Annotated in this window: 28 protein-coding genes and 1 tRNA gene; 13 read left to right on the top strand and 16 right to left on the bottom strand. The window is 65.1% G+C overall.

Annotation, left to right across the window (positions count from 1 at the left end; genetic code table 11):
* Positions 1–97 precede the first annotated feature (97 nt).
* Complete coding sequence (locus AUR64_RS06420; protein ID WP_058581123.1) at positions 98–1,135, top strand: NAD(P)-dependent alcohol dehydrogenase; 1,038 nt, start codon at positions 98–100, stop codon at positions 1,133–1,135.
* 27 nt (positions 1,136–1,162) lie between these two features.
* Here the strand turns inward: AUR64_RS06420 and AUR64_RS06415 are convergent, their stop codons facing one another.
* The gene (locus tag AUR64_RS06415; protein WP_058581122.1) at positions 1,163–2,449 is read right to left on the bottom strand and encodes an NAD(P)/FAD-dependent oxidoreductase; all 1,287 of its coding nucleotides are present in this window, start codon (positions 2,447–2,449) and stop codon (positions 1,163–1,165) included.
* Between the two features lie 132 nt (positions 2,450–2,581).
* Here AUR64_RS06415 and AUR64_RS06410 point away from each other — a divergent pair, with 132 nt between their 5' ends.
* The 4 genes from AUR64_RS06410 (at position 2,582) to AUR64_RS06395 (ending at position 6,777) form a co-directional block, all read left to right on the top strand.
* A complete protein-coding gene (locus tag AUR64_RS06410; protein WP_058581121.1) occupies positions 2,582–3,775 on the top strand; it encodes a threonine synthase in 1,194 nt (397 codons plus the stop codon).
* A gap of 130 nt (positions 3,776–3,905) precedes the next feature.
* Positions 3,906–5,228, top strand: a complete 1,323-nt coding sequence (locus AUR64_RS06405; RefSeq protein WP_058581831.1) for an FAD-dependent oxidoreductase — start codon at positions 3,906–3,908, stop codon at positions 5,226–5,228.
* A 52-nt stretch (positions 5,229–5,280) separates the two neighbouring features.
* Entirely contained in the window at positions 5,281–5,973 is a 693-nt protein-coding gene (locus tag AUR64_RS06400; RefSeq protein ID WP_058581120.1) for a metal-dependent transcriptional regulator, read from the top strand.
* 129 nt (positions 5,974–6,102) lie between these two features.
* The gene (locus AUR64_RS06395; protein ID WP_155120540.1) at positions 6,103–6,777 is read left to right on the top strand and encodes a LysE family translocator; all 675 of its coding nucleotides are present in this window, start codon (positions 6,103–6,105) and stop codon (positions 6,775–6,777) included.
* 2 nt (positions 6,778–6,779) lie between these two features.
* On the opposite strand, the gene AUR64_RS06390 is transcribed toward AUR64_RS06395, so the two are convergent.
* Entirely contained in the window at positions 6,780–7,673 is an 894-nt protein-coding gene (locus AUR64_RS06390) for an alpha/beta hydrolase (protein WP_058581119.1), read from the bottom strand.
* Between the two features lie 202 nt (positions 7,674–7,875).
* On the opposite strand from AUR64_RS06390, the gene AUR64_RS06385 reads away from it, so the two are divergent.
* The 3 genes from AUR64_RS06385 (at position 7,876) to AUR64_RS06375 (ending at position 9,938) form a co-directional block, all read left to right on the top strand.
* Positions 7,876–8,922 carry an NAD(P)-dependent glycerol-1-phosphate dehydrogenase gene (locus AUR64_RS06385; protein ID WP_058581118.1) on the top strand — a complete coding sequence of 349 codons (1,047 nt, stop codon included), beginning with the start codon at positions 7,876–7,878 and terminating at the stop codon, positions 8,920–8,922.
* A gap of 90 nt (positions 8,923–9,012) precedes the next feature.
* A complete protein-coding gene (locus tag AUR64_RS06380) occupies positions 9,013–9,630 on the top strand; it encodes a DUF420 domain-containing protein (RefSeq protein ID WP_058581117.1) in 618 nt (205 codons plus the stop codon).
* A 14-nt stretch (positions 9,631–9,644) separates the two neighbouring features.
* Entirely contained in the window at positions 9,645–9,938 is a 294-nt protein-coding gene (locus AUR64_RS06375) for a hypothetical protein (RefSeq protein WP_058581116.1), read from the top strand.
* 275 nt (positions 9,939–10,213) lie between these two features.
* Here AUR64_RS06375 and AUR64_RS06370 read toward each other — a convergent pair whose 3' ends face one another.
* From AUR64_RS06370 to AUR64_RS06350, 6 genes are read right to left on the bottom strand one after another with little or no spacing between them, the layout of a single operon-like run.
* On the bottom strand, positions 10,214–10,969 hold the full coding sequence (locus AUR64_RS06370; protein WP_058581115.1) for a proteasome assembly chaperone family protein: 756 nt from the start codon (positions 10,967–10,969) through the stop codon (positions 10,214–10,216).
* 4 nt (positions 10,970–10,973) lie between these two features.
* Positions 10,974–11,156 carry an RNA-protein complex protein Nop10 gene (locus AUR64_RS20005; protein WP_082230634.1) on the bottom strand — a complete coding sequence of 61 codons (183 nt, stop codon included), beginning with the start codon at positions 11,154–11,156 and terminating at the stop codon, positions 10,974–10,976.
* Positions 11,153–11,953: a translation initiation factor IF-2 subunit alpha gene (locus AUR64_RS06365; RefSeq protein WP_058581114.1), complete on the bottom strand. Its 801-nt coding sequence runs from the start codon at positions 11,951–11,953 to the stop codon at positions 11,153–11,155. The genes AUR64_RS20005 and AUR64_RS06365 overlap by 4 nt, the downstream gene beginning before the upstream one ends.
* Positions 11,954–11,968: 15 nt before the next feature.
* Complete coding sequence (locus tag AUR64_RS06360; protein WP_058581113.1) at positions 11,969–12,142, bottom strand: 30S ribosomal protein S27e; 174 nt, start codon at positions 12,140–12,142, stop codon at positions 11,969–11,971.
* Between the two features lie 4 nt (positions 12,143–12,146).
* Complete coding sequence (locus AUR64_RS06355; protein WP_058581112.1) at positions 12,147–12,431, bottom strand: 50S ribosomal protein L44e; 285 nt, start codon at positions 12,429–12,431, stop codon at positions 12,147–12,149.
* Between the two features lie 35 nt (positions 12,432–12,466).
* On the bottom strand, positions 12,467–13,135 hold the full coding sequence (locus AUR64_RS06350; protein WP_155120539.1) for a hypothetical protein: 669 nt from the start codon (positions 13,133–13,135) through the stop codon (positions 12,467–12,469).
* Between the two features lie 178 nt (positions 13,136–13,313).
* Between AUR64_RS06350 and AUR64_RS06345 the strand changes: the two genes are divergently transcribed.
* Complete coding sequence (locus AUR64_RS06345; RefSeq protein ID WP_058581110.1) at positions 13,314–13,580, top strand: HAH_0734 family protein; 267 nt, start codon at positions 13,314–13,316, stop codon at positions 13,578–13,580.
* Between the two features lie 42 nt (positions 13,581–13,622).
* Here AUR64_RS06345 and AUR64_RS06340 read toward each other — a convergent pair whose 3' ends face one another.
* The gene (locus AUR64_RS06340) at positions 13,623–16,049 is read right to left on the bottom strand and encodes a DUF2298 domain-containing protein (protein WP_058581109.1); all 2,427 of its coding nucleotides are present in this window, start codon (positions 16,047–16,049) and stop codon (positions 13,623–13,625) included.
* A gap of 192 nt (positions 16,050–16,241) precedes the next feature.
* On the opposite strand from AUR64_RS06340, the gene AUR64_RS06335 reads away from it, so the two are divergent.
* The 3 genes from AUR64_RS06335 (at position 16,242) to AUR64_RS06325 (ending at position 17,636) form a co-directional block, all read left to right on the top strand.
* Positions 16,242–17,027, top strand: a complete 786-nt coding sequence (locus tag AUR64_RS06335) for a glycosyltransferase (RefSeq protein ID WP_058581108.1) — start codon at positions 16,242–16,244, stop codon at positions 17,025–17,027.
* A gap of 2 nt (positions 17,028–17,029) precedes the next feature.
* On the top strand, positions 17,030–17,476 hold the full coding sequence (locus tag AUR64_RS06330; RefSeq protein ID WP_058581829.1) for a GtrA family protein: 447 nt from the start codon (positions 17,030–17,032) through the stop codon (positions 17,474–17,476).
* A gap of 85 nt (positions 17,477–17,561) precedes the next feature.
* Positions 17,562–17,636 (top strand) — tRNA-Met (locus AUR64_RS06325).
* A 320-nt stretch (positions 17,637–17,956) separates the two neighbouring features.
* Here the strand turns inward: AUR64_RS06325 and AUR64_RS20440 are convergent.
* The 3 genes from AUR64_RS20440 to AUR64_RS06315 are packed head-to-tail and all read right to left on the bottom strand — an operon-like array spanning position 17,957 to position 18,737.
* Entirely contained in the window at positions 17,957–18,100 is a 144-nt protein-coding gene (locus tag AUR64_RS20440; protein WP_155120538.1) for a hypothetical protein, read from the bottom strand.
* Positions 18,097–18,288 (bottom strand): hypothetical protein, encoded by a 192-nt coding sequence (locus AUR64_RS06320; protein ID WP_058581107.1) that lies wholly within the window; start codon positions 18,286–18,288, stop codon positions 18,097–18,099. Before AUR64_RS06320 ends, AUR64_RS20440 begins: the two co-directional genes overlap by 4 nt.
* 29 nt (positions 18,289–18,317) lie before the next feature.
* Positions 18,318–18,737, bottom strand: a complete 420-nt coding sequence (locus AUR64_RS06315; RefSeq protein WP_058581106.1) for a Rieske (2Fe-2S) protein — start codon at positions 18,735–18,737, stop codon at positions 18,318–18,320.
* Positions 18,738–18,883: 146 nt separating this feature from the next.
* On the opposite strand from AUR64_RS06315, the gene AUR64_RS06310 reads away from it, so the two are divergent.
* Positions 18,884–19,630 (top strand): DICT sensory domain-containing protein, encoded by a 747-nt coding sequence (locus AUR64_RS06310; RefSeq protein ID WP_058581105.1) that lies wholly within the window; start codon positions 18,884–18,886, stop codon positions 19,628–19,630.
* A gap of 9 nt (positions 19,631–19,639) precedes the next feature.
* On the opposite strand, the gene AUR64_RS06305 is transcribed toward AUR64_RS06310, so the two are convergent.
* Genes AUR64_RS06305 through AUR64_RS06290 form a run of 4 tightly spaced genes read right to left on the bottom strand, consistent with a single transcriptional unit; the run spans position 19,640 to position 23,795 of the window.
* Positions 19,640–20,590, bottom strand: a complete 951-nt coding sequence (locus tag AUR64_RS06305) for an aminotransferase class IV (RefSeq protein ID WP_082230632.1) — start codon at positions 20,588–20,590, stop codon at positions 19,640–19,642.
* Positions 20,583–21,176 carry an anthranilate synthase component II gene (locus AUR64_RS06300; RefSeq protein WP_058581104.1) on the bottom strand — a complete coding sequence of 198 codons (594 nt, stop codon included), beginning with the start codon at positions 21,174–21,176 and terminating at the stop codon, positions 20,583–20,585. Before AUR64_RS06300 ends, AUR64_RS06305 begins: the two co-directional genes overlap by 8 nt.
* Complete coding sequence (locus AUR64_RS06295; protein WP_058581827.1) at positions 21,173–22,783, bottom strand: anthranilate synthase component I family protein; 1,611 nt, start codon at positions 22,781–22,783, stop codon at positions 21,173–21,175. Before AUR64_RS06295 ends, AUR64_RS06300 begins: the two co-directional genes overlap by 4 nt.
* Before the next feature lie 43 nt (positions 22,784–22,826).
* On the bottom strand, positions 22,827–23,795 hold the full coding sequence (locus AUR64_RS06290; RefSeq protein ID WP_058581103.1) for a helix-hairpin-helix domain-containing protein: 969 nt from the start codon (positions 23,793–23,795) through the stop codon (positions 22,827–22,829).
* Positions 23,796–23,811 lie beyond the last annotated feature (16 nt).

The raw sequence follows: 23,811 nt of genomic DNA, 5'->3' as shown, positions 1-23,811 counted from the left end.
GATATCAAAACGAGAAACACTGTCTACGCATAGATTATCACGCGGTAGTGTAAATCCGAGAACAGTTATGCTGTCGCGCGTGACAGTAGCTATCACGATGCAAGCAGCCAGATTACACGAGTTCACAGAGGAGATGGAGAGTGCGCTATCGATAGAGGAAGTCGACCGACCGGAACCGGGTCACGGGGAGGTTGTCATCGAAGTCGAGGGCGCAGGATGGTGTCAAACGGACAACCACGTCATCGAGGGAATGTGGACCGACTACATGGACCAAGAACTCCCGATGACGCTCGGCCACGAGAACGCCGGGACCGTCGTCGAAGTCGGCGACGGCGTCGAGACCGTTTCGGAAGGCGACTCCGTTATCTGTCACCCGGTGATGACCTGCGGGGTCTGTCGCGCCTGTCGGATGGGCGAGGACATGTACTGTGAGAACCTCGAGTTCCCGGGACTGAACCGCGACGGCGGCTTCGCCGAGTATCTACTCACCTCCCAGCGGTCGGTGATTCCACTCCCTGAAGGGACCGACACCACCGACATCGCCCCGCACGCCGACGCCGGCATCACGGCGTACCATGCGGCCAAAAAGGCCGTCACGAAACTCAACCCGGGCGACCACGCCGTCGTCATCGGCGTCGGCGGCCTCGGTCACATCGGCCTGCAGTGTCTGAACGCGATGAGCGCCGCGAACGTCGTCGCCGTCGACCTGAAAGACGAGGCGCTGGACCTCGCAACCGACCTCGGCGCACACGAGACGGTGAACCCGACGAACGTCGATGTCGCCTCGGCCATCGACGACATGACCGACGGCGCGGGCGCGCGGCAGGTACTGGACTTCGTCGGTGCCGACGAGACGACCGAACTCGCGCCGGATATCGTCTCGGCGGGCGGCGACCACCACATCATCGGCTACGGCGGTCACGTCCACGAACCGTCGCAGGCGCTCGTCAACGGCGAGTTCAGTTTCGTCGGCAACATCGTCGGCAAGTACACCGAACTGCAGGAACTCGTCTCGCTTGTCGACCGCGGCGACGTCGAACTGCACACCTCGCGCTACGGATTGGACGACGTGAACACCGTCGCCGAAAAACTCGAACACGGCGAGATAGAGGGCCGCGCGGTCATCACGCCGTAGGCCGATTCGTCGTTTTTCTACCGAAGGTTACTGTAGGTCCTCGACGACCGCCTGCGCCGCCTTCTGTCCGCTCTCCATCGCGCCCTGAATCGACGACCACTCGGTGTAGTCGCCGGCGAGATACACCCAGCCGTCGGGGTCGTCCGCGTCCGGAAGGGTCGCGTGGACGCCCGGCGGTTGGACGAACTGCGCGAACGGCACGCGCGTCGTCTTCAGCAGTCGAAGGCCGTCGAACGTCCGGTCGGGGTACCACGCGGTCAGTTCCTCTTTGGTCCGCTCGAACAGCGTCTCTTCGTCGGCGTTCTGGGCGTTTTTCCCGAGGAACGTCGCGTTGAGGAACACCGTGTTCTTCGGCGCGTACTCCGGAGCGACGTCCGAGAGTGGGACCACGGTATTAGGAGTGGCGTCGCCCGCGTTGAGCAACAGTTTTCGGTCGGTACCGAGCGATGCGCCGCCGCGAATCGCGTAGTACTGGGTGACACAGCCGGTTCCGTCGGTCGGAATCGACTCCACGCCCGTGAGGTCGTGTGCCGTCTTCGGGTCCGTGGCGACGACGACGGCCTCCGAGTCGAGTTCCACGCCGTCGACGGTGACCGTCGCGGCGTCGTCCTCGTCGGCACCCTCGACGGCCTCCACCCGTTCGCCGAGGCGAATCTCCGCACCCGCCTGCTCGGCCCTCTCGGCCAACTGCTCGGGAATCGCTTGCATCCCCGCCGCGGGAACCGCGATTTTCCCGCGCGAAAGCGTCCGGAACGTGTACTCGAACACGGATTTCGCGGTCCCGAGCGACCGGTCGAGGGTGATTCCACCGTAGAACGGTGCGACGAAGTTCTCGATGTAGTCGTCGGAGAAGCCCCAGTTTTCGAGGTACGTGCGAATCGACGGTTCCTCGCCGGCGAAAAAGTCCGATTCGCGGCGACTGGCGACGTGCTGGCGGAGTGCGAGCGTCCGCGCTTTGTCCCAGAACGTCACCTCGTCGTTTTTCAGCGACTCCGAGAGCGCGCCGGGGTCACGAAGCGGGTCCGACAGCACCGAGCGCTTACCGGGTCGGGCGATGACCGCACCGGGCGAGAACGGCCGCAGGTTCAGCGCGTCGAGGTCCAGTTCCTCTTGGACAGCGGGATACGCGGTGAACAGCACTTGAAAACCGCGGTCGAACGTGTACCCGTCCTCGTGTTCGGTGCGGACGCGGCCGCCGACTTCCTCGCGTTCTTCGTACACCGTTACGTCGAACCCCGCGTCGGCGAGGTGGCGGGCGGCGACGAGGCCCGCGAGACCCGCACCGACGACGGAGACGGCTGTATCGTCTGGCATACGCTACTGTTGGGAGGCGCGATACAAAGCATCACCTGACGCCGCGGCACCCGGGTCCGTTTCGGCGACCCAGCGCCGAAGGCGCTTCCGCCCAACGGGAAGCGATTAGTCGCTTCCCTCGCAACGGCCGGTATGCAGACTAGCGAGGCGTTCTCGGGACTGGCGTGCGTCGACTGCGGGACGGTCCACGACGCGGACGTGCCCGGCCGATGCCCCGACTGCGGCGGGTTTCTCGACGCACAGTACGACTACGACGCCGTCGCCGACGACTGGGCGTCGTTCGAAGGCGACGGCCGGGGAATGTGGGCGTTCGAGGCGCTCCTGCCGTTCGCGGCGACGAACGCCGTCAGCGCCGCCGAAGGAGAGACGCCGCTCGTCGACGCGCCCCGACTCGCCGAGGAACTCGGCGTCGGCCGCGTCGTCGTCAAGGACGAGGGTCGCAACCCGACCGGCACGTTTCTCGACCGGGGAATGAGCCTCGCGCTGACGGCCGCCAGCCGACACGCCGAGAGCGACGACGTCGAACCGCTCGCGCTGGCGACGCCGGGCAACGCCGGACAGTCGGCGGCGGCGTACGCCGGCCGGGTCGGCCTCCGCTCGTACTCGTTCGTCCCCTCCCGGTCGGCCTTCTCGAACAAGGCGATGATAAACGTCCACGGCGGCGAGATGCGCGTCGTCGGCGGACGCTACCCGCAGGCGAAAGATGCCGTCGACGAGCAACTCGCCACGGAGTACTACTCGCTGCAGGAGTTCACCACGCCGTATCGCCACGAGGGTGCGAAGACGCTCGCGTTCGAGTTGGTGGCGGACCTCGACGGCGAGATACCGGACGCCGTCGTCGTCCCGGCGTCGACGGGCGAACTCGTCGTCGGCCTCGAAAAGGGGTTCCGTGAACTCGTCGAGGTCGGATTAGTGGACGACGTGCCGCCGCTGTACGCGGTCCAACCCGAGAACTGCGCGCCTATCGTCGCCGCCGCCGAACACGGCGACGACAGTATCGAACCGTGGGAGGTGCCCGACACCATCGTCGGCGAACTCGAAGTTCCCGACCCCGAGGGCGGCGCGCTGGCGCTCTCGGCGCTCAAGTCGTGCGGTGGCGACACCGTCGCCGTCTCCGACGACGACATTCTCGCCTCGGCCGTCGCCGCGGCGCAGCACGAGGCAATCGAGGTCGGCGTCGCCGGGGGTGCGGCCCCCGCAGGCGCGTGGAGTCTCGCCGAAGAGGGGAGATTTAGCGAGGACGACACGGTCGTTCTCGTCAACACGGAGTCCGGCCTGAAGACGCCCGACGTGCTCCGAAGTCACCTGATGGGTCAGGGCATCTGAGGCGGCCGAGACACGACCGACACGCGACCGACGGGTCGGCCCACTGCCGGTCGCCCGCGGGCTTATCGCGTCTCCGCTCGTCTGTTCAACTGTCTCGGCTTACCGTAGCCGACTGTAGGTGACCGACAGCATGACCGCGAACACGACGAGCGACCGACCGCAGCGACTCACCCCCGACGTGGTCGTCGTCGGGGCCGGCCCCGCCGGCTGTGTCCTGAGTTATCTACTCGCCCGAAGCGGCATCGACACCCTCCTTCTGGAGCGCAACGCGACGCTCGACCGGGAGTTCCGCGGGTTCGGCTTCCAACCGTACGTGCCGTGGGCGTTCGACCAACTCGGAATCCTCGACGACGTGCTTGACCTGCCGCACGAGCGAATCTACCACGCCCACGCGTCGGTGTACGGCCGACGCTACGAACTGCTCGATTTTTCAGACGTCGCCTCCGAAAACGAGTTCCTCTTGTTGATGGACCAACCGCCGCTACTGGAACTGCTCGTCGAACGAGCCAGCGAGTTCGAGACGTTCTCGTTTCGGTCGTCGACGACGGTGACCGACGTCCGCAAAGATGGAGACTGGGTCGTCGGCGTCGACGCTCGGGACCGTGAGACCGGCGTCGACCTCGAAATCGAGAGTCGCCTCGTCGTCGGCGCGGACGGCCGCTACTCGACGGTCCGGCAGGCGGCCGGAATCGACGCCGGTCTCTTCGAGTCGAAACTCGAACTCGTCTGGTTCAAACTCGAAGACGCAGCGGTCGACGTGACGACGCAACTGCGCGCCGGCGACGGCGGCGTACTGGTGTACGCGCCGCTCAGCGGCTCGGTCGCACAGTGCGGGAAACCCATCCCGAAGGGAAGCTACGGCGACCTCAGAGAACGGGGCATCGAGGCGTTTCGCCGCGACCTCGTCTCTATCGACCCCGACCTCCGCGGCACCGTCGAGACGCAACTCGGCGGGTTCGAGGACTGTTCGCTCCTGCACGTCGAACCGGGTCTCTGCGACCGCTGGGTCGACGACGGCTTGCTCCTGTTGGGTGACGCGGCGCACGTCGCCTCGCCGTTCGGCGGACAGGGAAACAGCCTCGCCGTGCAGGACGCCGTCGTCGCTCACGAGACGATACTGACGGCGCTCTCTCAGAGTGACGGACCGCTCTCAGTCGACGTACTCCGCCGATACCAGCGGCGTCGATATCCGGCCGTCGAACGAATCGTTCGGCTGCAGCGCCGGATGGAGCGACTCATCACCGGTCTGCTTCTGTACGGCTATCGGGCCCCCGCTTCGATTCGGATTCCGGCGCTCCGGGCGGCGTTCGGTACGCTCTCGGTCGTCGGCACCTCGTCGCTCGGGCGGCGGCAGCGACGACTGCTCGCGTTCGGTCCGGACCCGCCGGGAGTCGGCACGGCGTTCTTCGTCTCCGACCAAGCCGACGACCCGCCCGACACGGCGACGAACTAACCGTTCGGTTCGCCACGCCAGATATAATAGTTGGCCCCGTCTAATTTCGGCCATGTTGAGCGACGTGATGGAGGATTACTTGAAGGCCATCTACATCCTCCAGTCCGAACACGGCCCGCCGGTTTCGACGTCCGCCATCGCGGAGTATCTCGACAAGACCGCGCCGACGGTGACGAGTATGCTCGGGAAACTCGAAGACCGCGGCCTCGTCGACCGCGAGAAGTACAAAGGTGTCGAGTTGACCGACGAAGGGGAGACGGTCGCACTGGAAGTGCTGCGCCACCACCGACTGCTGGAGGCGTACCTGACCGAACATCTCGACTACTCGTGGAGCGAAGTTCACGACGAAGCCGACGCGCTCGAACACCACATCAGCGAGGCGTTCGAGCGGCGCGTCGCCGAGGTACTGGGCAATCCGGAGTTCGACCCCCACGGCGACCCGATTCCGAACGTCGACCTCGACCCCGTCGAGGACGAGACCACTCGTCTGAGCGAGTACGGCGAGGGTGACCGTGTCGTCGTCGCCCGCGTCTCCGACCGCGACGAAGCGGAGTTGGAGTATCTCGCCGAGGCCGGTCTCACCCCCGGAACCGAAATCGAAGTCGTCGATGTCGCGCCGTTCGGCATGGTGACCGTCCACGTGGCCGGTCACGAACAGAGCCTTCCCGAGTCGGTGGCGCGGTCGATTCGCGTCGAACCGGTCGGCGAACCCGAATCCGCCCCCGCTGGGATGGGCGGGGCGTGACCCGGTCGTAACCATCGCCTTCTGTCGGAACTACATCTTTCCTGCTGGAACCACACCCCCTTCTGACTGGGAACACCACCCTCCCGCCGGAACCGCGGCGTTTTTCGGGCGGTACGACCCAGTACGGTCGTGTTGGATTCCGTGACCACTGGTCTCGCGGGCGTCGTCTTCGGACTCGCGTTGGCGGCACCACCGGGGCCGATGAACGCCGTCATCGCCGAGGAGAGCGTCGTCCACGGGTGGTCCTCGGGCTTTCGGGCGGGGCTGGGCGCGTTCACCGCCGACTTCGTCTTCTTCCTGCTCGCGCTGGTCGGCGTCGTCGGCTTCGTCGAACGCTTCCCGACGGTTCGGGCGCTGATGGTCGGCGTCGGCGGACTCCTGATGCTCTACTTCGCGTCCGGCGCGGTGCAGTCGACCTCGGACTCGTTTCGCGGCGGGACGGGAGACGACAGTGCAGGCTTCAGAAAAGCGTTCGTCCTCGCGTTGACCAACCCGTATCAGATTCTGTTCTGGCTCACTATCGGCGTCGGCTTGCTCGAACCCGGAACCGTCGACGTGCTCTCGCGGACGCCCTACGTGGGGAGCGAACTCGCCGGAACGCTCGTCGTCGAAACGGGGAGTCCGGCGCTCGTCACCGGCTTCTTCGCCGGAATTCTCCTCTGGGCGTCGGGCTTCCCGGCGGCGCTCGTCACCGCCGAACGCCGCGTCGAGTCGTTCGCGCCCGTCGTCGCTGGCGTCAGCGCCGTCGTCCTCGGCGGGTTTGGTGTTGCCTTTCTCTACGACGCCACGACGCAGTTGCTGTAACGTCAGTTCATGTGCGACGCCATCAGCGCGCCCTCGTTCGAGAGATAGCCCGAGTGGTCGCTGCCGACGCTGTCCGTCACGTCGTAGTCAGTGTAGTTTTCGGGTGTTTGGTTACCGCTCTCGGCTCCCGTCTCGCCGAGCGCTTGGTCGAACTCGATGGTGTTGTACACCCACGCCAGTACCGAATCGTCGTCGCTGTAGTAGTTGTGCGCGCTGCCGACTTGGTCGCGGACGGCCGCGAACGTCTCGGGTTCTTCGTCCGTCGGCACTTCGTTGTCCGTCGCCGCGCCGAAGGGGTGAATAGACCGAATCTGGAACCCGCGGTCGGTCCACGCCGACGACCGGTCGAGGATACGGAGGCAGTTGAACACGACCTGTGCGCCGAGCGAGTGAGACGCGAACCGGAGGTGGCCGTCCGGACAGGCGAGTTTGTAGTCGAGTGCGAACTGCGCGAGTTTGTAGCCGTTTGCCTGCGCGATATCTTTGGCCGTTCCCCACCCGAAGTCCCACCCGCTGCCCTCGTCGGAGTCCCACGAGTAGCCGACGACGGTTCCGTCGTAGCCACCTTCGGAGAGATACGTTTCCGCGTCGGCGAACTTCGCTTCCGCCGCCGCCTCCCCGTCGCCGTCGTCGCCTTTCTTCTTCCAGCCGTGGGCGACGACCACGAGGTCGGAGACGCAGTCCGTGTCGATACCGGCCACGTCGCCGACGGTTCCGTAGTCGAACGTGTCGTGGTCGTCGGTGAGATTACCGTCGTCGTCGAAGTGCTCGCGTGTCGAGACGTACGGGACCGTCTCGGCGGCGGCGACGTCGACTGCGCCGACTCCACCGAGAACGCCGAGTCCTGCGATTGCTGCCCCGGTACCGCGTACGAACTGCCGTCGATTTGCTTGCATGGTTTCGTCCGGGTGCGACGTTGCCGCCGAACCCGACCAGAATGCTGAATTGTAATGTATTAAAATTAACTACGAGTGAGAAATCATAACTGTCGCCTCGTCGCAGCGACCGGATTCGCTTTGCGGTGTCAGACGTCGAAACGGCGGCTAAGCGGCGACCGTATGACACAAACGGTTTCTACGCGGGCGGTCATTCTCGGGTATGTTCGACAAAACGACGTGGATTAAACTTCCGCGCAACGTCCTCGTCGGCCACGGCGTCGTCGACGAACTGTCCGACGCGGTGGCGGAACTGCCGTTTTCGGGTAGTCCGCTCGTCGTGACGAGTCCGACGCCGAAGCGACTCGTCGGCGACCGGGTGTGCGCGCAGTTCGACGACCCGGCGACGGTGACCGTCTCGGAGGCGAACTTCGCGGCCGTCGAACGCGTCATCGACGCCGCCCGCGAGACGGAGGCTGGCTTTCTCGTCGGCCTCGGCGGCGGCAAACCGGTCGACATCGCCAAGATGGCGAGCGACCACTTGGGCAGAGGATTCGTCTCGGTCCCGACGGCGGCGAGTCACGACGGCATCGTCTCCGGGCGGGGGTCGGTTCCCGAGGGCGACACCCGACACAGCGTCGCTGCCGACCCGCCGCTGGCCGTCGTCGCCGACACCGAACTGCTGGCAGAAGCGCCGTGGGAACTGACGACGGCGGGGTGTGCGGACATCATCTCGAACTACACCGCAGTTCAGGACTGGCAACTCGCCAATCGCCTCAAGAACGTCGAGTACTCCGAGTACGCGGGCGCGCTCTCGCAGATGACCGCCGAGATGCTCGTCGACAGCGCCGACTCCATCAAACCCGGTCTCGAAGAGTCCTGCTGGATTGTCGTGAAAGCGCTCGTCTCCTCGGGCGTCGCCATGTCCATCGCCGACTCCTCCCGGCCGGCGTCGGGCGCCGAACACCTGTTCTCACACCAACTCGACCGCATCGCGCCCGGAAAGGCACTGCACGGCCACCAAGTCGGCGTCGGCTCCATCATGACCGCCTACCTCCACAGCGGGCAGAAAGGCCAGTGGCGCAACATCAAAAACGCCTTGGAGAGCATCGACGCGCCGACGACGGCGTCGGACCTCGGTCTCACCGCCGACGAGGTGCTCGAAGCGCTGACGACGGCCCACGAGATTCGTGACCGCTACACGATTCTCGGCGACGGCGTCAACGAGAGCGCCGCCGAGGAAGTCGCCAGCGTCACTGGCGTCATCTGATTCTCGCGGTCGCTTCGGCCCGTACTCTCACGCTCGGAGTTCGAGGTGCGAACCCGAACGCAAATAGTCGGGCCACGCTAACCGTCCGGTATGGCAACAGCCAGCGCCAGCGGGGTCGCAAAGGAACACCCCGCGGCCATCACTGCGATTTTGAGCGTCGTCGGCTACGCCGTCGTCATCGGAACGTTTCTCGGCGTCGTTCCCGCGAGGGTGTTCCCCGAACTGACGCTACAGCAGGTCAATCGCCTCGCCGACGCTATCGCCGTCGTCAACACCATCAACACGGCCGTGCTCGTCGTCGGCTGGTACTGGATTCGCAACGACGAGGTGAAGAAACACGCGACGGCGATGGTCACCTCCTTCGCGCTCATCCTGTTTTTCCTCGTTCTCTACCTGACGAAAATCGGCGGTGGCGGGACCAAGGAGTTCGTCGGACCCCAGTTAGTCTACTACGCGTACCTCGCGATGCTGGCGATTCACATCATTCTCTCCATCGTCTCGGTCCCTGTCGTCCTGTACGCACTCGTGTTGGGGCTGACGCACACGCCCGCCGAACTTCGGACGGAGACACCGCACAAACGCATCGGTCGCATCGCCGCCGGGTCGTGGATTCTCTCGCTCTCGCTCGGCGTCGTCACCTACCTGCTGTTGAACCACGTCTACGACTGGGAGTTCGTCGCCGCGTTCGTCGGCGTCCCGTTGTGGTGACCGGAGAGAGATAGATGTCCGAGAGCCTCGACGCGCTGCTTTCGGAACTGCACGCCGAACTCGAAGCGACGGCCGAACTCCCGATTGCGCCGCGTGCGAACCTGTGGCTCGGCGAAGCGGAAGCCGTCGCCGCAGACCTCACGCGGGGAGACGCCGACGACGATGTCGTCGCTCGCCGTATCGCACACGTCGAGCACCTACTCTCGAACGTCGAGGAGACGGAGAACGCCGACGCGGACACACGCGTGGCTACCGCTCTGTCACTCGTCGACCGAATCGAAAAACGGGTCGAAAGCTCGGATACCTGAGCCTGTCAGAGTCGATACGACGAAACGGACTGACCGCAGTCGTAACAGGCGTCCGGCAGCCACGGCTTGTTCTCGACGACGCGACACGTCTCGTCGCAACGGGGACAGTAGGCCGTTTGTTGGTAATGTGTCGCCATATCATAAGGCCAACGGCCAACGTTATAGTACCCACTATGTGTGATATATAGTGAACAATTCTACACGGTCGTTACACGGAGAGGGGAGATTTCGAGACGTTCAGTCGGTAACGACCTTTTTCGCTTCCGATTCGTCGTTCAGCCGATGTAGCGCAGGTCGTCGTCGGTGGGGAGGCTCTGTTGCTCTTGCATCTCCTGAATCTTGCCGACGACTTCCTCCATCTCCTCTGCGCGTTCTTCGAGTGAGGCGAAGTCCACCTCGAACTCCAGCGTGTGTTGCAGCACTTCGATGACCGCGCGTGCGCTCTTGGGGTCGACCAGATAGCCGCTCGTCTCGCCCATCAGGCAGGCGGCGTCGAGTCCGCGGCGCTTGCCCAGACCCAAAATAAGTCCCGAGACGCCGACGATGCCGCCGGCCGGTTCGTCGGGACGGAACTCGACGCCGGCGTCCTCGAGTTCTTCCTTCTGGTCGGCTTCACCGACCGCGCCGAGGACGGTGTACTCCTCGACGAGTTCACCCGTCGGAACGCCGCCGAGCGCGAACGCACGGGAGACGCCGAACTCCTCGGCGATATCGAGAAACGCGTCGGTGAGTCGGTAGTGGCCCGCGTTGCTCTGTGCTTGGTGGTCACCGGTCAGAAGCAGGAGGTCCGTCCCGTCGGCGGAGACGGCGTGCAACTCCGCACACGTGAGGTCGGCGACGCCCTCGTCGTCGACGCTCACTTGCGGAGGGAAATCCGACGTGTAGACGCGTCGAATCAGTTCGCCGTCGAACTCGTCACGGAGATGCTCGGCAGCGAGTTTTCCGACGTGACCGACGCCCGGCAACCCTTCGATGAGAACCGGGTCGTCGAGTTTGGGGTCGGCGACCGTCTCGATGTCGATGTCGTCCATGGCCTTATTGGCGGTTGCGCCGCTTAAGAGCGCGTCGGTACTCGCCGTAGGGGTCCTCGGGGTTGAACGGCGCGGGCGCGCTGTTTTCGGCGTCGGCTCCGCACTCGGGGCAGGTCTCAGAAAGGGTGTACACCGGGCGGGAGTGGCGCTTGCGCCACGCCGAACAAACCCGGATATCGGACTTCATTCGGTTTCTTCGTCGCGTTCGCGGTGATACACCGCGGTTCCACCGGCGGCCTCGATGGACTGTCGGGCGCGGTCGGCGCTCGATTCCAGTTCGGCCTCGGCAGTCTTGTAGTCGGGTGCGCGTACCTTGATGCGGTACTCCGGCGACCCGACGTAGGAGACCGACAGTTCGATTTCGTCGGAGATTTCGCCGTTGCCTTCGGCGGCGCGAAGCGCCTCCTTGATGTCGTCGACGCCGTCGGCGGTCGGACATCGAAGGTCGACGTAGCCGGTGACGTTGACGTACGGCACCGAGACGTTCTCGCGGGCCGTCTCGACGACGGCCGTTATCTCCTCTTCGGAGAGGTCGACGTCGTCGAGCGCCTCTGCGCCGTGGATGGCGGCCTGCTCGAAGCCGTCGTAGAGGCTGCCGAACTCGCTGTAGAGGACGTTCGCAACGGTTTCGTACTGCTCGTCGTCGACGTCCTCGCCGAAGGCCAGAGCCATCCACTTGTCGGCCTTCTGCTCGTTTTTCCACTCCTGTATCTTCTCTTTGCGCTGGTGCTCGTTGACGTCCTTCAGCGAGAGGTCTATCTGCTGGGAGGACTGGTTGACCTCCAGTACCTTCGCGACGACCGTCTGTCCTTCACGGACGTGGTCGCGGACGTTCTTTATCCACCCGCTGGCGACTTCGCTGATGTGGACGAGACCGCGTCTATCCTCGTACTCTTCGAGGTCGACGAACACGCCGAAGTTGGCGATTTCGTCTACCTTTCCGACGACGAGTTCGCCGTTGTCTGGCCAGCCGCGAAATTTCATAGAGAGGGTGAGGCGTTACCGCGCCTCGACGGTTTCGGTCACTTCGCCTTCGAAGGACGCTTTCCCACCGCTGGGGTGTGCAAGCGTGCTGCCGCAGACGACGCAGTTGACGGGCGTCGCCGCGCGGTCGAAGACGACCTGTTCGTTCTCGCAGTCCGGGCAGACGACGCGGTAGAAACTTCCGGCCATCGTCTTACTCCTGGAACTCCAGTCGGCCGGCGCGCCAGCCTTTGCGCATGTGCGCTTTCCCGCAGTTCGAACAGCGGTACTTGAGGTTCGTTTTCTTCGTCGGCTTGTCACCGCCGGGCACTTTCGAGAACTTGCCGGCGTTCCCGATGTGTGCCGTCTGGCGTCGGCGCTGTCGGTGCTGGACCTTCTTCATCCCGGTGCTGCGTCCGCTGCGTACCTTCTCGACCTCCACTTCGTGGTGGCCGTTGCAGTGCGGACAGTACGTGTTGAAACGGCGTGGCATCTGCATAGCTATCTACCTTGCCGACTCTTTGCCGTCGCCCGTTAAAACCCGTTTGGTTCCGAGTCGCCGCCCAGTCGCCGCCGAATCGACCACCACACCGAGTTCGCGGCCCGTCTCAGGTCGGTAGACGGTCGGTTCGCACCGACACCGAGGTACGTGCCGACCCGTGGTGTGGCATCTCGTCTCGCGGCCGCGTCTTCTCGTCCGTCGAACGTACCCGCTCGTCTCGCGGCGACAACGGTGGCCACTGCGCGGTGGTTGCCGTCGGCGACGAACGCTTGCTCCCACGGCCGACGCCGAACACAGACGAGGTCGGGAAGCGTCGCCGGGGTGGTGGCGACACGTTCGGCCAACTGCTCGATACGAGCCACGTCGACGCCGGTCTCCTCGCGGAGCGTCGACGCGTCACCATCGACGATGCGCGTGGCCGCCCCGCCGACGGTTCCGTCGGACGAGAGCGCGTTCCACAGCATGTTCTCGGGACCTTCGATGACCCGGAGGCTGGCGAGTCGATCGGTCGAAAGCCGCGTGTGGTACCATCGAATCGGCGCGTCCTGCCAGAGAAACGCTGCTGCCCCGGGTTTCGCTCGGAGAAGGCGGTCGAGCGTCTCGTCGGCGTTCGACCGCGAACGTGTCGACCCGCCGTTGGAACCAAGACCCTCGCAGGTGAGCCAGTGTTCGAGTACTTCCCGCTGGGCGACTCGTCGCACACAGGAGATACGAAGGCCTCGGACTTGTCGTTTCGGCGGCAACTCCGGTGGTCGTCGACTCCGGCTCTCTCGGGAGAGTACGTCAGCCGACGTGTTGCCCGGTACGTCGACGTCCCAACGCGACGAGACCTGCTCGATTACCGAAGTCGTTAAGCCCGGACCTTCCAAACTCACGGGTATGCAAAACCTCATCGTCCACGGAGACCCCGGCATCCGCAAGGACGCGGTCATCAACTACGACGGGAAAGAGCAGGTTTGCTTCTCGATTCAGCGCCAAGGTGACTGGCACGGTCCCGACGAGGTACAACTGTGGTGCACCATCGGCACCGAGGACGAGCGCGAAGCCTACGAGAAACGCGAGTACATTCCTCACTGGCTCACCGTCGAGTCCATCGACGCCGAGGCGCTCGACGTCGTGAAAGCGCGCGGAAAGCTCTCGGTCTGAATCGCCGAGTCCAGTTTTCTTCTCTGCGGTCTCTGTTGCGGTCTACGACCCGTCGCTACCCGGTAGTTCGTCGTGGTTCACTTCGTATATCGTCACGGTCTCCGTCTGATACGCCACGGAGACACCGGACACGTCGCCGACGGACGTCTCGCCGTAGCGTTCTCGCTCCGCCGGCCCGACCCAGATGTACTGCACGTCGTACTCGCGGACGACGTCGACGAGCGCAGCGTCGTTTGCGAAGGCGGCGTCGACCTGTTCGACGCGCTGGATGTACGTGTCGAAGCCGCGGTAGCCGATTTCGTGACCCCAGCCAGCGACGGTCGGAATCCCCGTCAGCGTCGACGCCGGGTTTGCGTTCCAGTTGTAGCGCCCCGGCGGGTACGGGTACGACCCCGACTCGGCGTCCGGATACTGGTAGGTGCCCGGCGCGGACAGAAGCGTCGGACGACCCGGTTTCTCGTCGAGCCACGCGATAGCTTTTGCCTCCTCCGGGTGATACGTCTCGGCGAACTGCGTCGCGTCGAGCGTCGGCTCACCTCCTCCCTCGAAGTGGTTCGAGAGCGCCAGCGGCGCGTAGAAACTCGTCGAGACGACCAGACAGAGCGTCAACCCGAGTGCGACCGTCCGTGCCGAAGCCGTCGTCGACTCCGAAATCCGGGTGAGAGCCGTATTCGTTTCTCCACTCCCGTCGGCGTCCGTCTCGGTCCCGCCGTCGGTCGCCGAGACACCTCGCCGAATTCGCGTCGGGAGCGGACGGGCGAGCAGGAGCGTCAGCGCCGGACCGAGCGCCGTCGCCCACAGCACCCACACCTGCATGTACGTCTTGAACACCGTGTTCATCCGCAGCGGACCGGCCTGCTCGTTGACGTAAACGAACTCGACGAGCAACACGAGGCCGGCCCCGGCGACGACGAGCACCGTCTCGTAGCCCACGTCGCGGTCGAACGCGAGCGCGACCCAGCCGAACACCAACAGCGGGAGAATCAGCGCGACGGCGGCCATCCCCTGCATCACGGCGACGACGACGACACCGACGACGGACGCGGCGAGCAGCCACGTATCCCCTTCGACCAACCGTGAGAGGAGGTAGGCGGCGAAGCCGACGACGAACGCGCCGTGGACGAGCAACAGTGCACCCAAGCCCGCCCGGTTCGCCGGGCCGAGAAGCGCAATCTCCCGGCTGGACGCCCCGGCGAGGAGGAACGGCGCACCGAGAACTGCTGCGAACACGCCCACGACGGCGACGACGGCGACGGCGACTACCAGCCGACGTGCTTGCGCAGAGACCAGTGAGTCGGTTTCGTCGGTTCGTAGACGCGAGGCGACGGCGCGAGGCAGCAACGTCTCCGGTCGTGCGGGTGCGAACACCAACGCGAGTGCAGCGACGCCGAACAGCGACGGGAAACTCCACGTGTCCAGCACTATCTGCAGACCGCCGAGCGCCGGTAGCGCGACGAACAGCAGCGTCCGACGGAGTGTGCGTTCGTCGTCGGGCGTCCGGAAGTACGCGAACGCGAGCGCCGCCCCGAGCAACAGAAACGGCATCCCCATCATGTGGCCGTGCAGGTCGCCGTTGAGCCACGCGAAAAGCGGGAACTCGTTTATCGTCCCGTCGATGACGCGACTCGCCGTCCAGTAACTGAACGAGTCGATGCTCGCCAGCAGGTCGTCCGTCGAGTACTGGGTCGTCTCGGCGGCGACTACGCCGGCGAGCGGTCGCTGTAGCGACTCGGGAAGCACCGCCAGCGTGACTCGTGCGCCGGTCACGAGGTTACTGGCGAGGCCGACGAAGAACGCCGAGAGCAACCCGGCGGGACGACGAGCGCCGCCGCGCGAGGCCGCGACGGAGCCGGCGAGGTCGAACGTCGCGGTGACGAGCATCGCGTAAAAGCCCGCGAGCGAGAGGTTGTAAGCGAATCTCGCGGGCGTGTCCGTGAGCATCGCCAACACCACCGTCAGCAGGTGGCCGCCGTAGTAGTACTGGACCACTTCGCCGGCGAACCAGAAGTCCTCCGGCGGAAGCGCCTCTGCGCGCAGGAGCGTCTTCAGGAGGCCGTAGTCCAGAAACTTCTCGCCGCCGCCGGCGTGGACTGCCGGGTCGGCGGCGCGGATGGCGATTAAGAACGCGAATGCGACGAGGAAGACGACGGTCGTGTCCGCGATGGCTCGCCTATTGACGTCGAACGCAGACGAGAGGACGAACCGCCGCTCTCGAAGCGCGTCGAGGTCGAACGCCGTCAGCGCCGAAAGTAAGAGGAGGACGGCGACGGCGACGACGGCGGTACCGAACCCGAACGAGAGTTGGCCGACCCAGTGGGCGACGAGCGTCACGACGAGAAGCGAAATCGGCAGCGCGAAGCCGGGGCCGCGGCCGGGGACGTGCCGAAAGAGCCGCGCCGCGATAGGGAGTCCGAGCGCCGCGAGAACGGCGTAAAGGACGACCCAAACGGCGACGTACAGATACTCCATCTACCGGTGGAACGCGAGCGCGTGGGTAAACCGTTTCTGGTTGTCGAAAGCGCGCTCTCCGACTTCCGGTGGCCCAGTTCCGGGTGAAACCCATCTCGTGCCGGCCGCGAAACTACCGTTCGTTTCACCGACGACCACCCACATCGGTTCCGAGTCAAATACTTTTTTATCGTTTGAAAGAAATCGCGGGCCATGACACGCTCCGTCGGCGTCGTCGTCCCGGCGTACCGCCCGGACGTCGACCGACTCGCGGCGTACATCGACGCCCTGACGGAGACGCTGGCTCCCGAGACGGTCCGCGTCGAACTCGACGCGCCGACGCCCGAGGTGGTCGAGGCGACGTCGTCACTGCCGGCGACGGTGAACGTCTCGCCGGTTCGACGAGGCAAAGGCGCGGCGGTGACGGCCGGTTTCGAGGCGCTCTCGACGGACGTGCGTTCGTTCGTCGACGCCGACGGGAGTACACCTGCAGAGTCGTTTGCGGCGGTGCTCGCACCCGTGCTTGACGACGACGCGGATTTGTCTGTCGGGTCGCGGCGACACCCCGAAGCGACGGTAACCGCTCACCAGACGCTCGCGCGCCGGCGACTCGGCGACGGCTTCGCGTGGCTCGCCAAACGACTGCTCGACGCCGAACTGTACGACTACCAGTGCGGTGCGAAGGCGATGACCGCCGAGGCGTGGACCGACGTTCGCGGTCATCTCTACGAACCGGGCTTCGCGTGGGACGTCGAACTCGTCGCCGTCGCGGCCGCCTCGAACCACGCACTCGCGGAAGTACCCGTCGAGTGGGAGGACCGACCGGGGTCGACCGTCTCGCCGGTTCGCACGAGCTTCGACCTCGCGCGGAGTCTGCTCTCGGCGCGACACCGTGCGAAACTCATCCGCGAGGACCGACTGCACGCGCTGCTCGACGCCCGTCGCTCGCCGACGCCGTCGCTCGTCGAACGCCTCGGAATCGACCCGGTAGAGGAATGAGTATGGCCGATGCAGTCGGTGAACTGTTCTCGGGCCGACGATTCGGCCAGTTCGTCTCCGTCGGTGCGCTCGGAGCCGTCTTCGACTTGACCGTCAGCACCGTGCTGACCGTCTGGTTCGGCGTGCTCGCGGAGGTGGCGAAACTCGCCGGCGCGGAAGTCGCCATCGTCGTCATGTTTCTCGTCAACGACCGCTGGACGTTCGCCGACGAGGGGGCGTCCGGCGTGTTTCCGGCACTCAGACGGCTGCTGAAGTCGAACCTCGTCCGCAGCGGCGGCCTCGCGCTGCAGTTCGCCGTCGTCCGTGTCCTCCGCCAACAGGACGTGAGCGTCGTCGTCGCCGGCTTCGACTTCTGGCAGGTGATTCCGCTCCCGCTGGCGATTCTGGCGTCGATGCTGCTCAACTACGTCGCCGAGAGCCTGCTGACGTGGCGCGTGGCGAGTTCCTGAGTCGCGGGGGGAGGTGCCACGGCTGAAACTGACATACGGCGTCGGAATCACAACCCTTAACCAAAGGGCACTGTTTGTGAGTAGTAGCGGGATGGGATAGCCAGGAGATTCCGCCGGGCTCATAACCCGGAGATCGGTAGTTCAAATCTACCTCCCGCTATTCTCCTGACGAATCGAACATTGAGCGAGGAGGTCCATCTCCGAGCGAAAACTCGATTCGTCGTGAATAGCTCAGTGGTCGTTTGAACGAGAGGACGAGCGAACGTAGTGAGCGAGTCCGCGTAGTTCAAATCTACCTCCCGCTACTTTTCGAGCGAACTACGACGCGGAGTCTGGTCTCCGCGTCTCTACGGAGCGAGAAAGTAGCAGATGTAGATTTGAACCAGACCACGAGCGAGCGTAGCGAGCGACGTGGGCGAGGTTCAAATCTACCTCCCTATTCTCCCGGATTTACCGCAGACGCAGCGCACAATCGCTCTGTCACTCGTCGTCGCCGTTTTCGCGTTTCGCTTTCGACTCGGCCCACGAGATAGCCAGCGACGGAAGCATCAACAGAATCGCCCCGGTGACGAGCAGTAGCAAAACGACGGCGTAGAACAGTACGTCGGACAGGAGTTCGCTCATCGTTCCGGTGGACGCTCCGGTGACCCACCGTCGTCCGAGAGAAAGATGCTGTCCTGTGTCGGGTCGAAGTACACTTCGAGTGCGCGCAACGTGCCGGCGTACGCCGCCGCCATGACGAAGGTGAATCCAATCAGGGCGGGGAGGAGGATATCCACGACCATCGTCGGAGCGTTGTGTTCGACCGACATATTTCGACCGGTCGATACCTCGCCGACGGCTACGTTCCCGTGAAGTCGATGCGACTTCCCGAGGAGAGGTCCTGTTCGCCCGACGGGCCGAGATGCTCGAACCGGAACGTGTCGTCCGCGAGATACACTGCGTCATCGTCGACTTCGACGTCGACTTTGTCGAGCGTCGCACCCTCGCAGGGGCCGAAGTCGCAGTAGCCCGTCTCTTGGCCGAACGTCGCGCCGTGTTTCTGACAGACGATGTCGCCGTTTCGGACGAGTGCGCCCGACCCTTTGTCGAGACGTACGTCGGTCCAGTGTTGGCAGTAGTTTCGGAAGGCGACGACGGTTCCGTCGTCGAGTTTCGTCAGAATCGCCTCTCCTAACTCCGTCCCGTCTCGAATCGTGAACAGGAGCGTGCCCTCGGTCGGCACCTCCGACAGCGCGGTGATTCGGCGGTCGTCGTCCATACTTCCCCTCGTCACGCCTCGCTTGAACGTCTTTCCGTCCCGCGCCGCACTCGCGTTTGCTCCATGCGACGACGCCGACGTGTCAGCACGGCGGGGAGACACGGAACGGTTAAACTCGTCACGGACGCAGTGTAGAGCGAAAAGCAGTGCTTGCTGAAGCGATAGATAGCGTCGACTCGCAACCGAAGACGCTCGCGGTGTTCAACTACGGCGGCCCCGAAGAACTCAGACGTCGACTGGAGTCGTACTTCGAACTCCACAACGTCGCCGTCGAGTACGGCCGGACCGACCCCGACGACCCCGACAACTACGTCCTCCTCTACGACGACTCGGGCGTCGTCGCAGCGGCGTCGGTCGGAGACCTCGAAGGGGAGTTGCTCGTCGGGAGCGAGTACGACGCGGAGGAGACGGCAGTAGCGCTCACCGACCGTGCGTATCCACGCGTGCTACGATGGCTCGACGACACGCTGTTCGTCGTCGGCGAACAGCAACGGCGGATTCTGGTGGAGGTCTCGCGGTACGTCGAGACGCTCGCTGCCCGCGGGGGTGGTGGCACCATCCGCAGCGGGTTCCAGAACCTCTCGCGTCTCACAGACGACGAGGCGACGGTGTCGACGTACCGTCGAATCGTCGATGCAGGCGTCGAAACTCACGTTTACGGGATTCCCGACGAGACGGCGCGTCTCGACGAACTCGACGAGTTTCTCACCATCCACCCCGGCGACACCGGCGAGCTCGCACGGACGTGGTTCGTCGTCTACGACGGCGGCGACGACGGCGAGACGGCGGCGCTGGTGGCCGAAGAACGCGGCGAGGGCTACCACGGGTTCTGGACGTTCGACGCTGAGGCGGTACGCACGCTCGACCAGTATCTCGCGGACAACTATCTCTAATTCCTCTCGTTACAACTCGTACAGCGCTTCGACTCGCGTCTCGTACAACCGCGAAAGCAGTCGCGTCACCGGTCCCGTCTCCACGTCGATGCCGTCGACGGTGCCGACGGGGCGAATCTCGCGGGTCGAACTCGTGATGAACACCTCGTCGGCCCCGCGCACGTCGTCGGGCGTGAAGAAATCTTCTCGGACCGGGATACCCTCGGACTCGGCGAGTTCGAGGACGACGTCGCGGGTCACGCCTGCGAGTATCGGACCGTCGAGAGTCGGCGTGCAGAGGCGCTTGCCGTCGACGAAGAAGATGTTGCTCGTCGCGCCTTCGGCGACGTACCCCTCGTCGTCGAGGACGAGTGCTTCGTCCGCGCCCGTAACCCGAAGTTCGAGAAGCGCCAGAATGCCGTTGAGATAGTTGTGCGTCTTCGCTTTCGACGGAAGCGCGCGGTCCGACGGTCGACGCGTCTTCACCGTCTGTAACGTCGCCGGGCCGTCCCACGGTTTTTCGCCGTCGACGCCGCCGCGACCCAGTGGCGAGAGCGTGACGACGACTGTCGGGTCGACTTGTTCGGACGGCGTCAGTTTTCCGGGTTGGACACCGCGACTGATAGAGAGTTTGACCGACGCGTCTTCGAGGCCGTTCGCGTCGAGTGTCGCCTCGATTCGCGCCCGAAGGTTCTCGTCTGAGAGGCCGTGGTCCAGTCGAAGAATCTCGCAGGATTTTGCGAGTCGGTCGGCGTGCGCCTCCCACTCGAAGAGGTGGCCGCCGTAGACCCGAAGCGTCTCGAAGGCGGCGTCGCCGTACATGAACCCCCTGTCGCGGACGTTCACCGTCGCCTCCGACGCCGGGACCAGCTCGCCGTTCACGTGGTAGCGAAGTTCGGCCTCGTCGGCGCTGCCATCGGGTTCGCCCTCGGCGTCGCTCGCTTCGTCGGTTCCGCTGTCGGGAGTCTCTCTCTCACTCATCGGCTACGTACTCTTTCAGGAAGTTCGCAATCATCTGTTTGCCGCTCTCGGTGAGGATGCTCTCGGGGTGGAACTGGACGCCGACGTGCGGCCGACTCCGGTGTCGAACGGCCATGACGACCCGGCGCTCGTCGTCGGTCCACGCCGTCTCGACCAACTCCTCAGGGAGGTCGGGTCGTTCGACCGCCAGCGAGTGATATCGTCCGACAGAGAGTCGGTCGGGGAGGCCCGCGAAGACGCCCACGCCGTCGTGGACGATAGTCGACGGCTTCCCGTGGACGACGTCGGGCGCGTGCCCCACGGGTGCACCTGCGGCCGCACAGAGCGCCTGATGGCCCAAGCAGACGCCGAGCGTCGGGTAGTCGAGGTCGCCGAAGACGGCCATCGAGATACCGGCGTCCTCGGGCGTGCCGGGACCCGGCGAAACGACGATGGCGTCGGGGTCGAGTTTCCGAACGTCGTCGACGGTGATAGCGTCGTTTCGCCGGACGACGACGTTCGCAAGTTCGCCGACGTACTGGACGAGGTTGTAGACGAACGAGTCGTAGTTGTCGACGACTAGGACGGTGGGACGGTCGCCGCTCATCGCACCTCACCCGATACGTCGTCTTCGCCGTTTTCGTCGTCCTTCTTGTCGTCGTCATCGTCCTCGTCGGCGACCGCCAGCGTCGCGTCGTCGAGCGCTTCGTCCATCGCCTCTACGAGCGCCTGCGCTTTCGCCAGCGTCTCCTCGTACTCACGGCCGGGGTCGGAGTCGTGGACGATACCCGCGCCGACGCGGAGGTGGTACTCGTCGCGGTAGCGGACCAAGGTTCGGATGACGATGTTGAGCGTCGCTCGGTCGTCGAAGCCGAACGCGGCGATGCTTCCGGTGTACGGCCCCCGTCTCGTCGCCTCCACTTCCTCGATGAGTTCCATCGTCCGCGGTTTCGGCGCGCCGGTGATGGTGCCGCCGGGGAACACCGCGGCAACGGCGTCGGCGAGCGACGCTCCCTCACGCATCCGTCCTTCGACGACCGAGACCAGATGCATGACTGCCGCGTAGCGGTCGACGCGGCGGTACTCGGTCACGTCGACGCTGCCGTACTCGCAGACTTTTCCGAGGTCGTTTCGTTCGAGGTCGACGAGCATCGCGTGTTCGGCGCGTTCCTTCTCGTCGCTCAGGAGGTCGGCTTCCAGTTCGGCGTCTTCTTCGTTCGTTTCTCCTCGCTTTCGGGTTCCGGCGATGGGTTCGGTGACGAGTCGGTCGCCGACCCGCTCGACGAGCAACTCGGGACTCGCGCTCACGAGGTCGATACCGTTCGGCCCGCGCGCGCCTGCGAACTCCAGTAATCCGGAGTACGGGGCGGGATTCACGCGGCGTAGCGCCGCATACGCCCGAACCGGGTGGACAGCGGCGGGGGCGACGAGGCGCTGGGAGATGTTCGCCTGAAACGTGTCGCCGTCGCGGATGTATCGCTTGATGGTTCGTACGCGGTCGGCGAACGCGTCGCGGCCGCAGTCACTCTCGAACTCGCCGCGTTCGACGCCGGCGGCGGCGGTGGCGACGCTCGGGTCACCGGTCGTCGCGCGTCCGGCGAGTTCTCTCGCCTGCTCGACGGCCGCGTCGTACGCCGCGTCGGGGTCGGTGTCGGCGTCGGCGTCGATTCGGGGACACGCCGTAATACGGAGCGTCGTCTCCTCGCCTCGTGGTTCGCGCCACGCGGCGACGCAGTCGTAGACGCCGACCTGAAGGTGTGGGAGGTGTCGGTCGTCGGCCGCCGATTCGGGGAGCGTCTCGAGTTCGCGGACGAGGTCGTACGAGAGCCACCCGAACGCGCCGCACGGGTACGGCACCTCGCAGTCGCCGCGGGCGAGCGTCTCGGCGTCGAGCAGTCCCGAGAGCGCCGACAGCGACGGCGACCCGGCGGCCGGTCCGGCGTCGATGTTAGCATCCGTCGACCCGTCGCGCACGACTGCATCGGGGTTCACCTGCAGGCGTTCGACCGGGTCGACGCCGAAGTAGCCCCACCCCGACTGGCCGCCGGTCGTCTCCAGAAAGAAGCCGCCGGGACCGTCCCGTGCTCGGCGGTACGCGTCGAACGGGTCCGAAACGGTGAGTTGGAGTTCGATAGGAACACGAGCGCCGGTCGGTGCCGCCGCTGCAGTCGCTCGGAAAGTACGTCGAGAAGTCCGCACAATAGGGTCGGTCATCGGCGTCGACGCGTCCGTGGGCGACCCGCGCACTCGGTGGGTTTCACTGCTCCCGAGCGCGCGCAATCCACGTGTCGACGCGCTTCTCGGAGACGTCTATCTGGTCGCCGAGTTCGGCGGCGTCGGCGGTGGCGAGGTCCGCTACCGTCTCGACGCCCACGTCGGCGAGACGCTGGGCGTACGCCGGGCCGATGCCTTTGATGGTGTCGACGGACTCCGTCGACCCCGAAACGTCGGCGGCTTCGTCAGCTTCGTCGGCTTCGGTTTCGACTTCGACTTCCTCGGTGTCGTCGATTCCGACGTCCGTCTCCTCGACTTCCGTGTCGTCGGCTTCGACGACTGCGTCGTCGTCGTGGTCGACGTCGAGTTCCTCATCGTCGTCGGGGCCGACTTCGACGTCTTCGACGTCGGTGTCCATCTCCTCGCTTTCGGGGCCAGCGGCCTCAGCCACTTCCGCTCCCTCGGCACCGTCGGCGTCACCAGAACGCTTTGCGTTCTGGTTGGCTAACGAATCGCTCTGCGATTCGTGAACGCCCTCGTCGACCATCGAGTCGGTCGACGCCGTCGCGTCGGTGTCCTCGGCGACCGGTTCGTCTTCGTCCTCATCCCCGTCCTCGTCGTCTTCGTCCGTTTCGGCCTCCGAAATCGGTTCGGCCTCCTCGACGACGGGTTCGTCTGCCGCTTCGATTCCCTCGTCGTCGAGGTCCGTTTCGAGGTCGGTGTCCATCTCGTCGGTCTCGGGACCGGCGGCCTCCGCCGGTTCCGCTGCGGTCGCCCCCTCGGCATCTTCGTCGACCATCGTCTCCGTCGACGCCGCGGCGGCACTGTCGGCGGCGGACTCGGGCGTTTCGTCGGCTTGCTCGGCGTCGTCGGTTCCTTTGACTGCCGCTTCCGTCTCCGTGTTCGCCTCCGCTCGCGTGTCGCGTTCGACCGTCACGGACGGGTCGCGCTCGCGTTCGTCGGTCGACCCGTTGAGGCCGAGCAACGACTTGAGCTTGTCCAAGAGTGCCATTGGCCGGTAGTATGAT

The sequence above is a fragment of the Haloprofundus marisrubri genome (assembly GCF_001469955.1).
In the GTDB taxonomy this organism is placed as follows: Archaea; Halobacteriota; Halobacteria; order Halobacteriales; family Haloferacaceae; genus Haloprofundus; species Haloprofundus marisrubri.
Note: the sequence above shows the minus strand (reverse complement) of the source record. Positions and strands in the feature narration are given on the sequence as shown.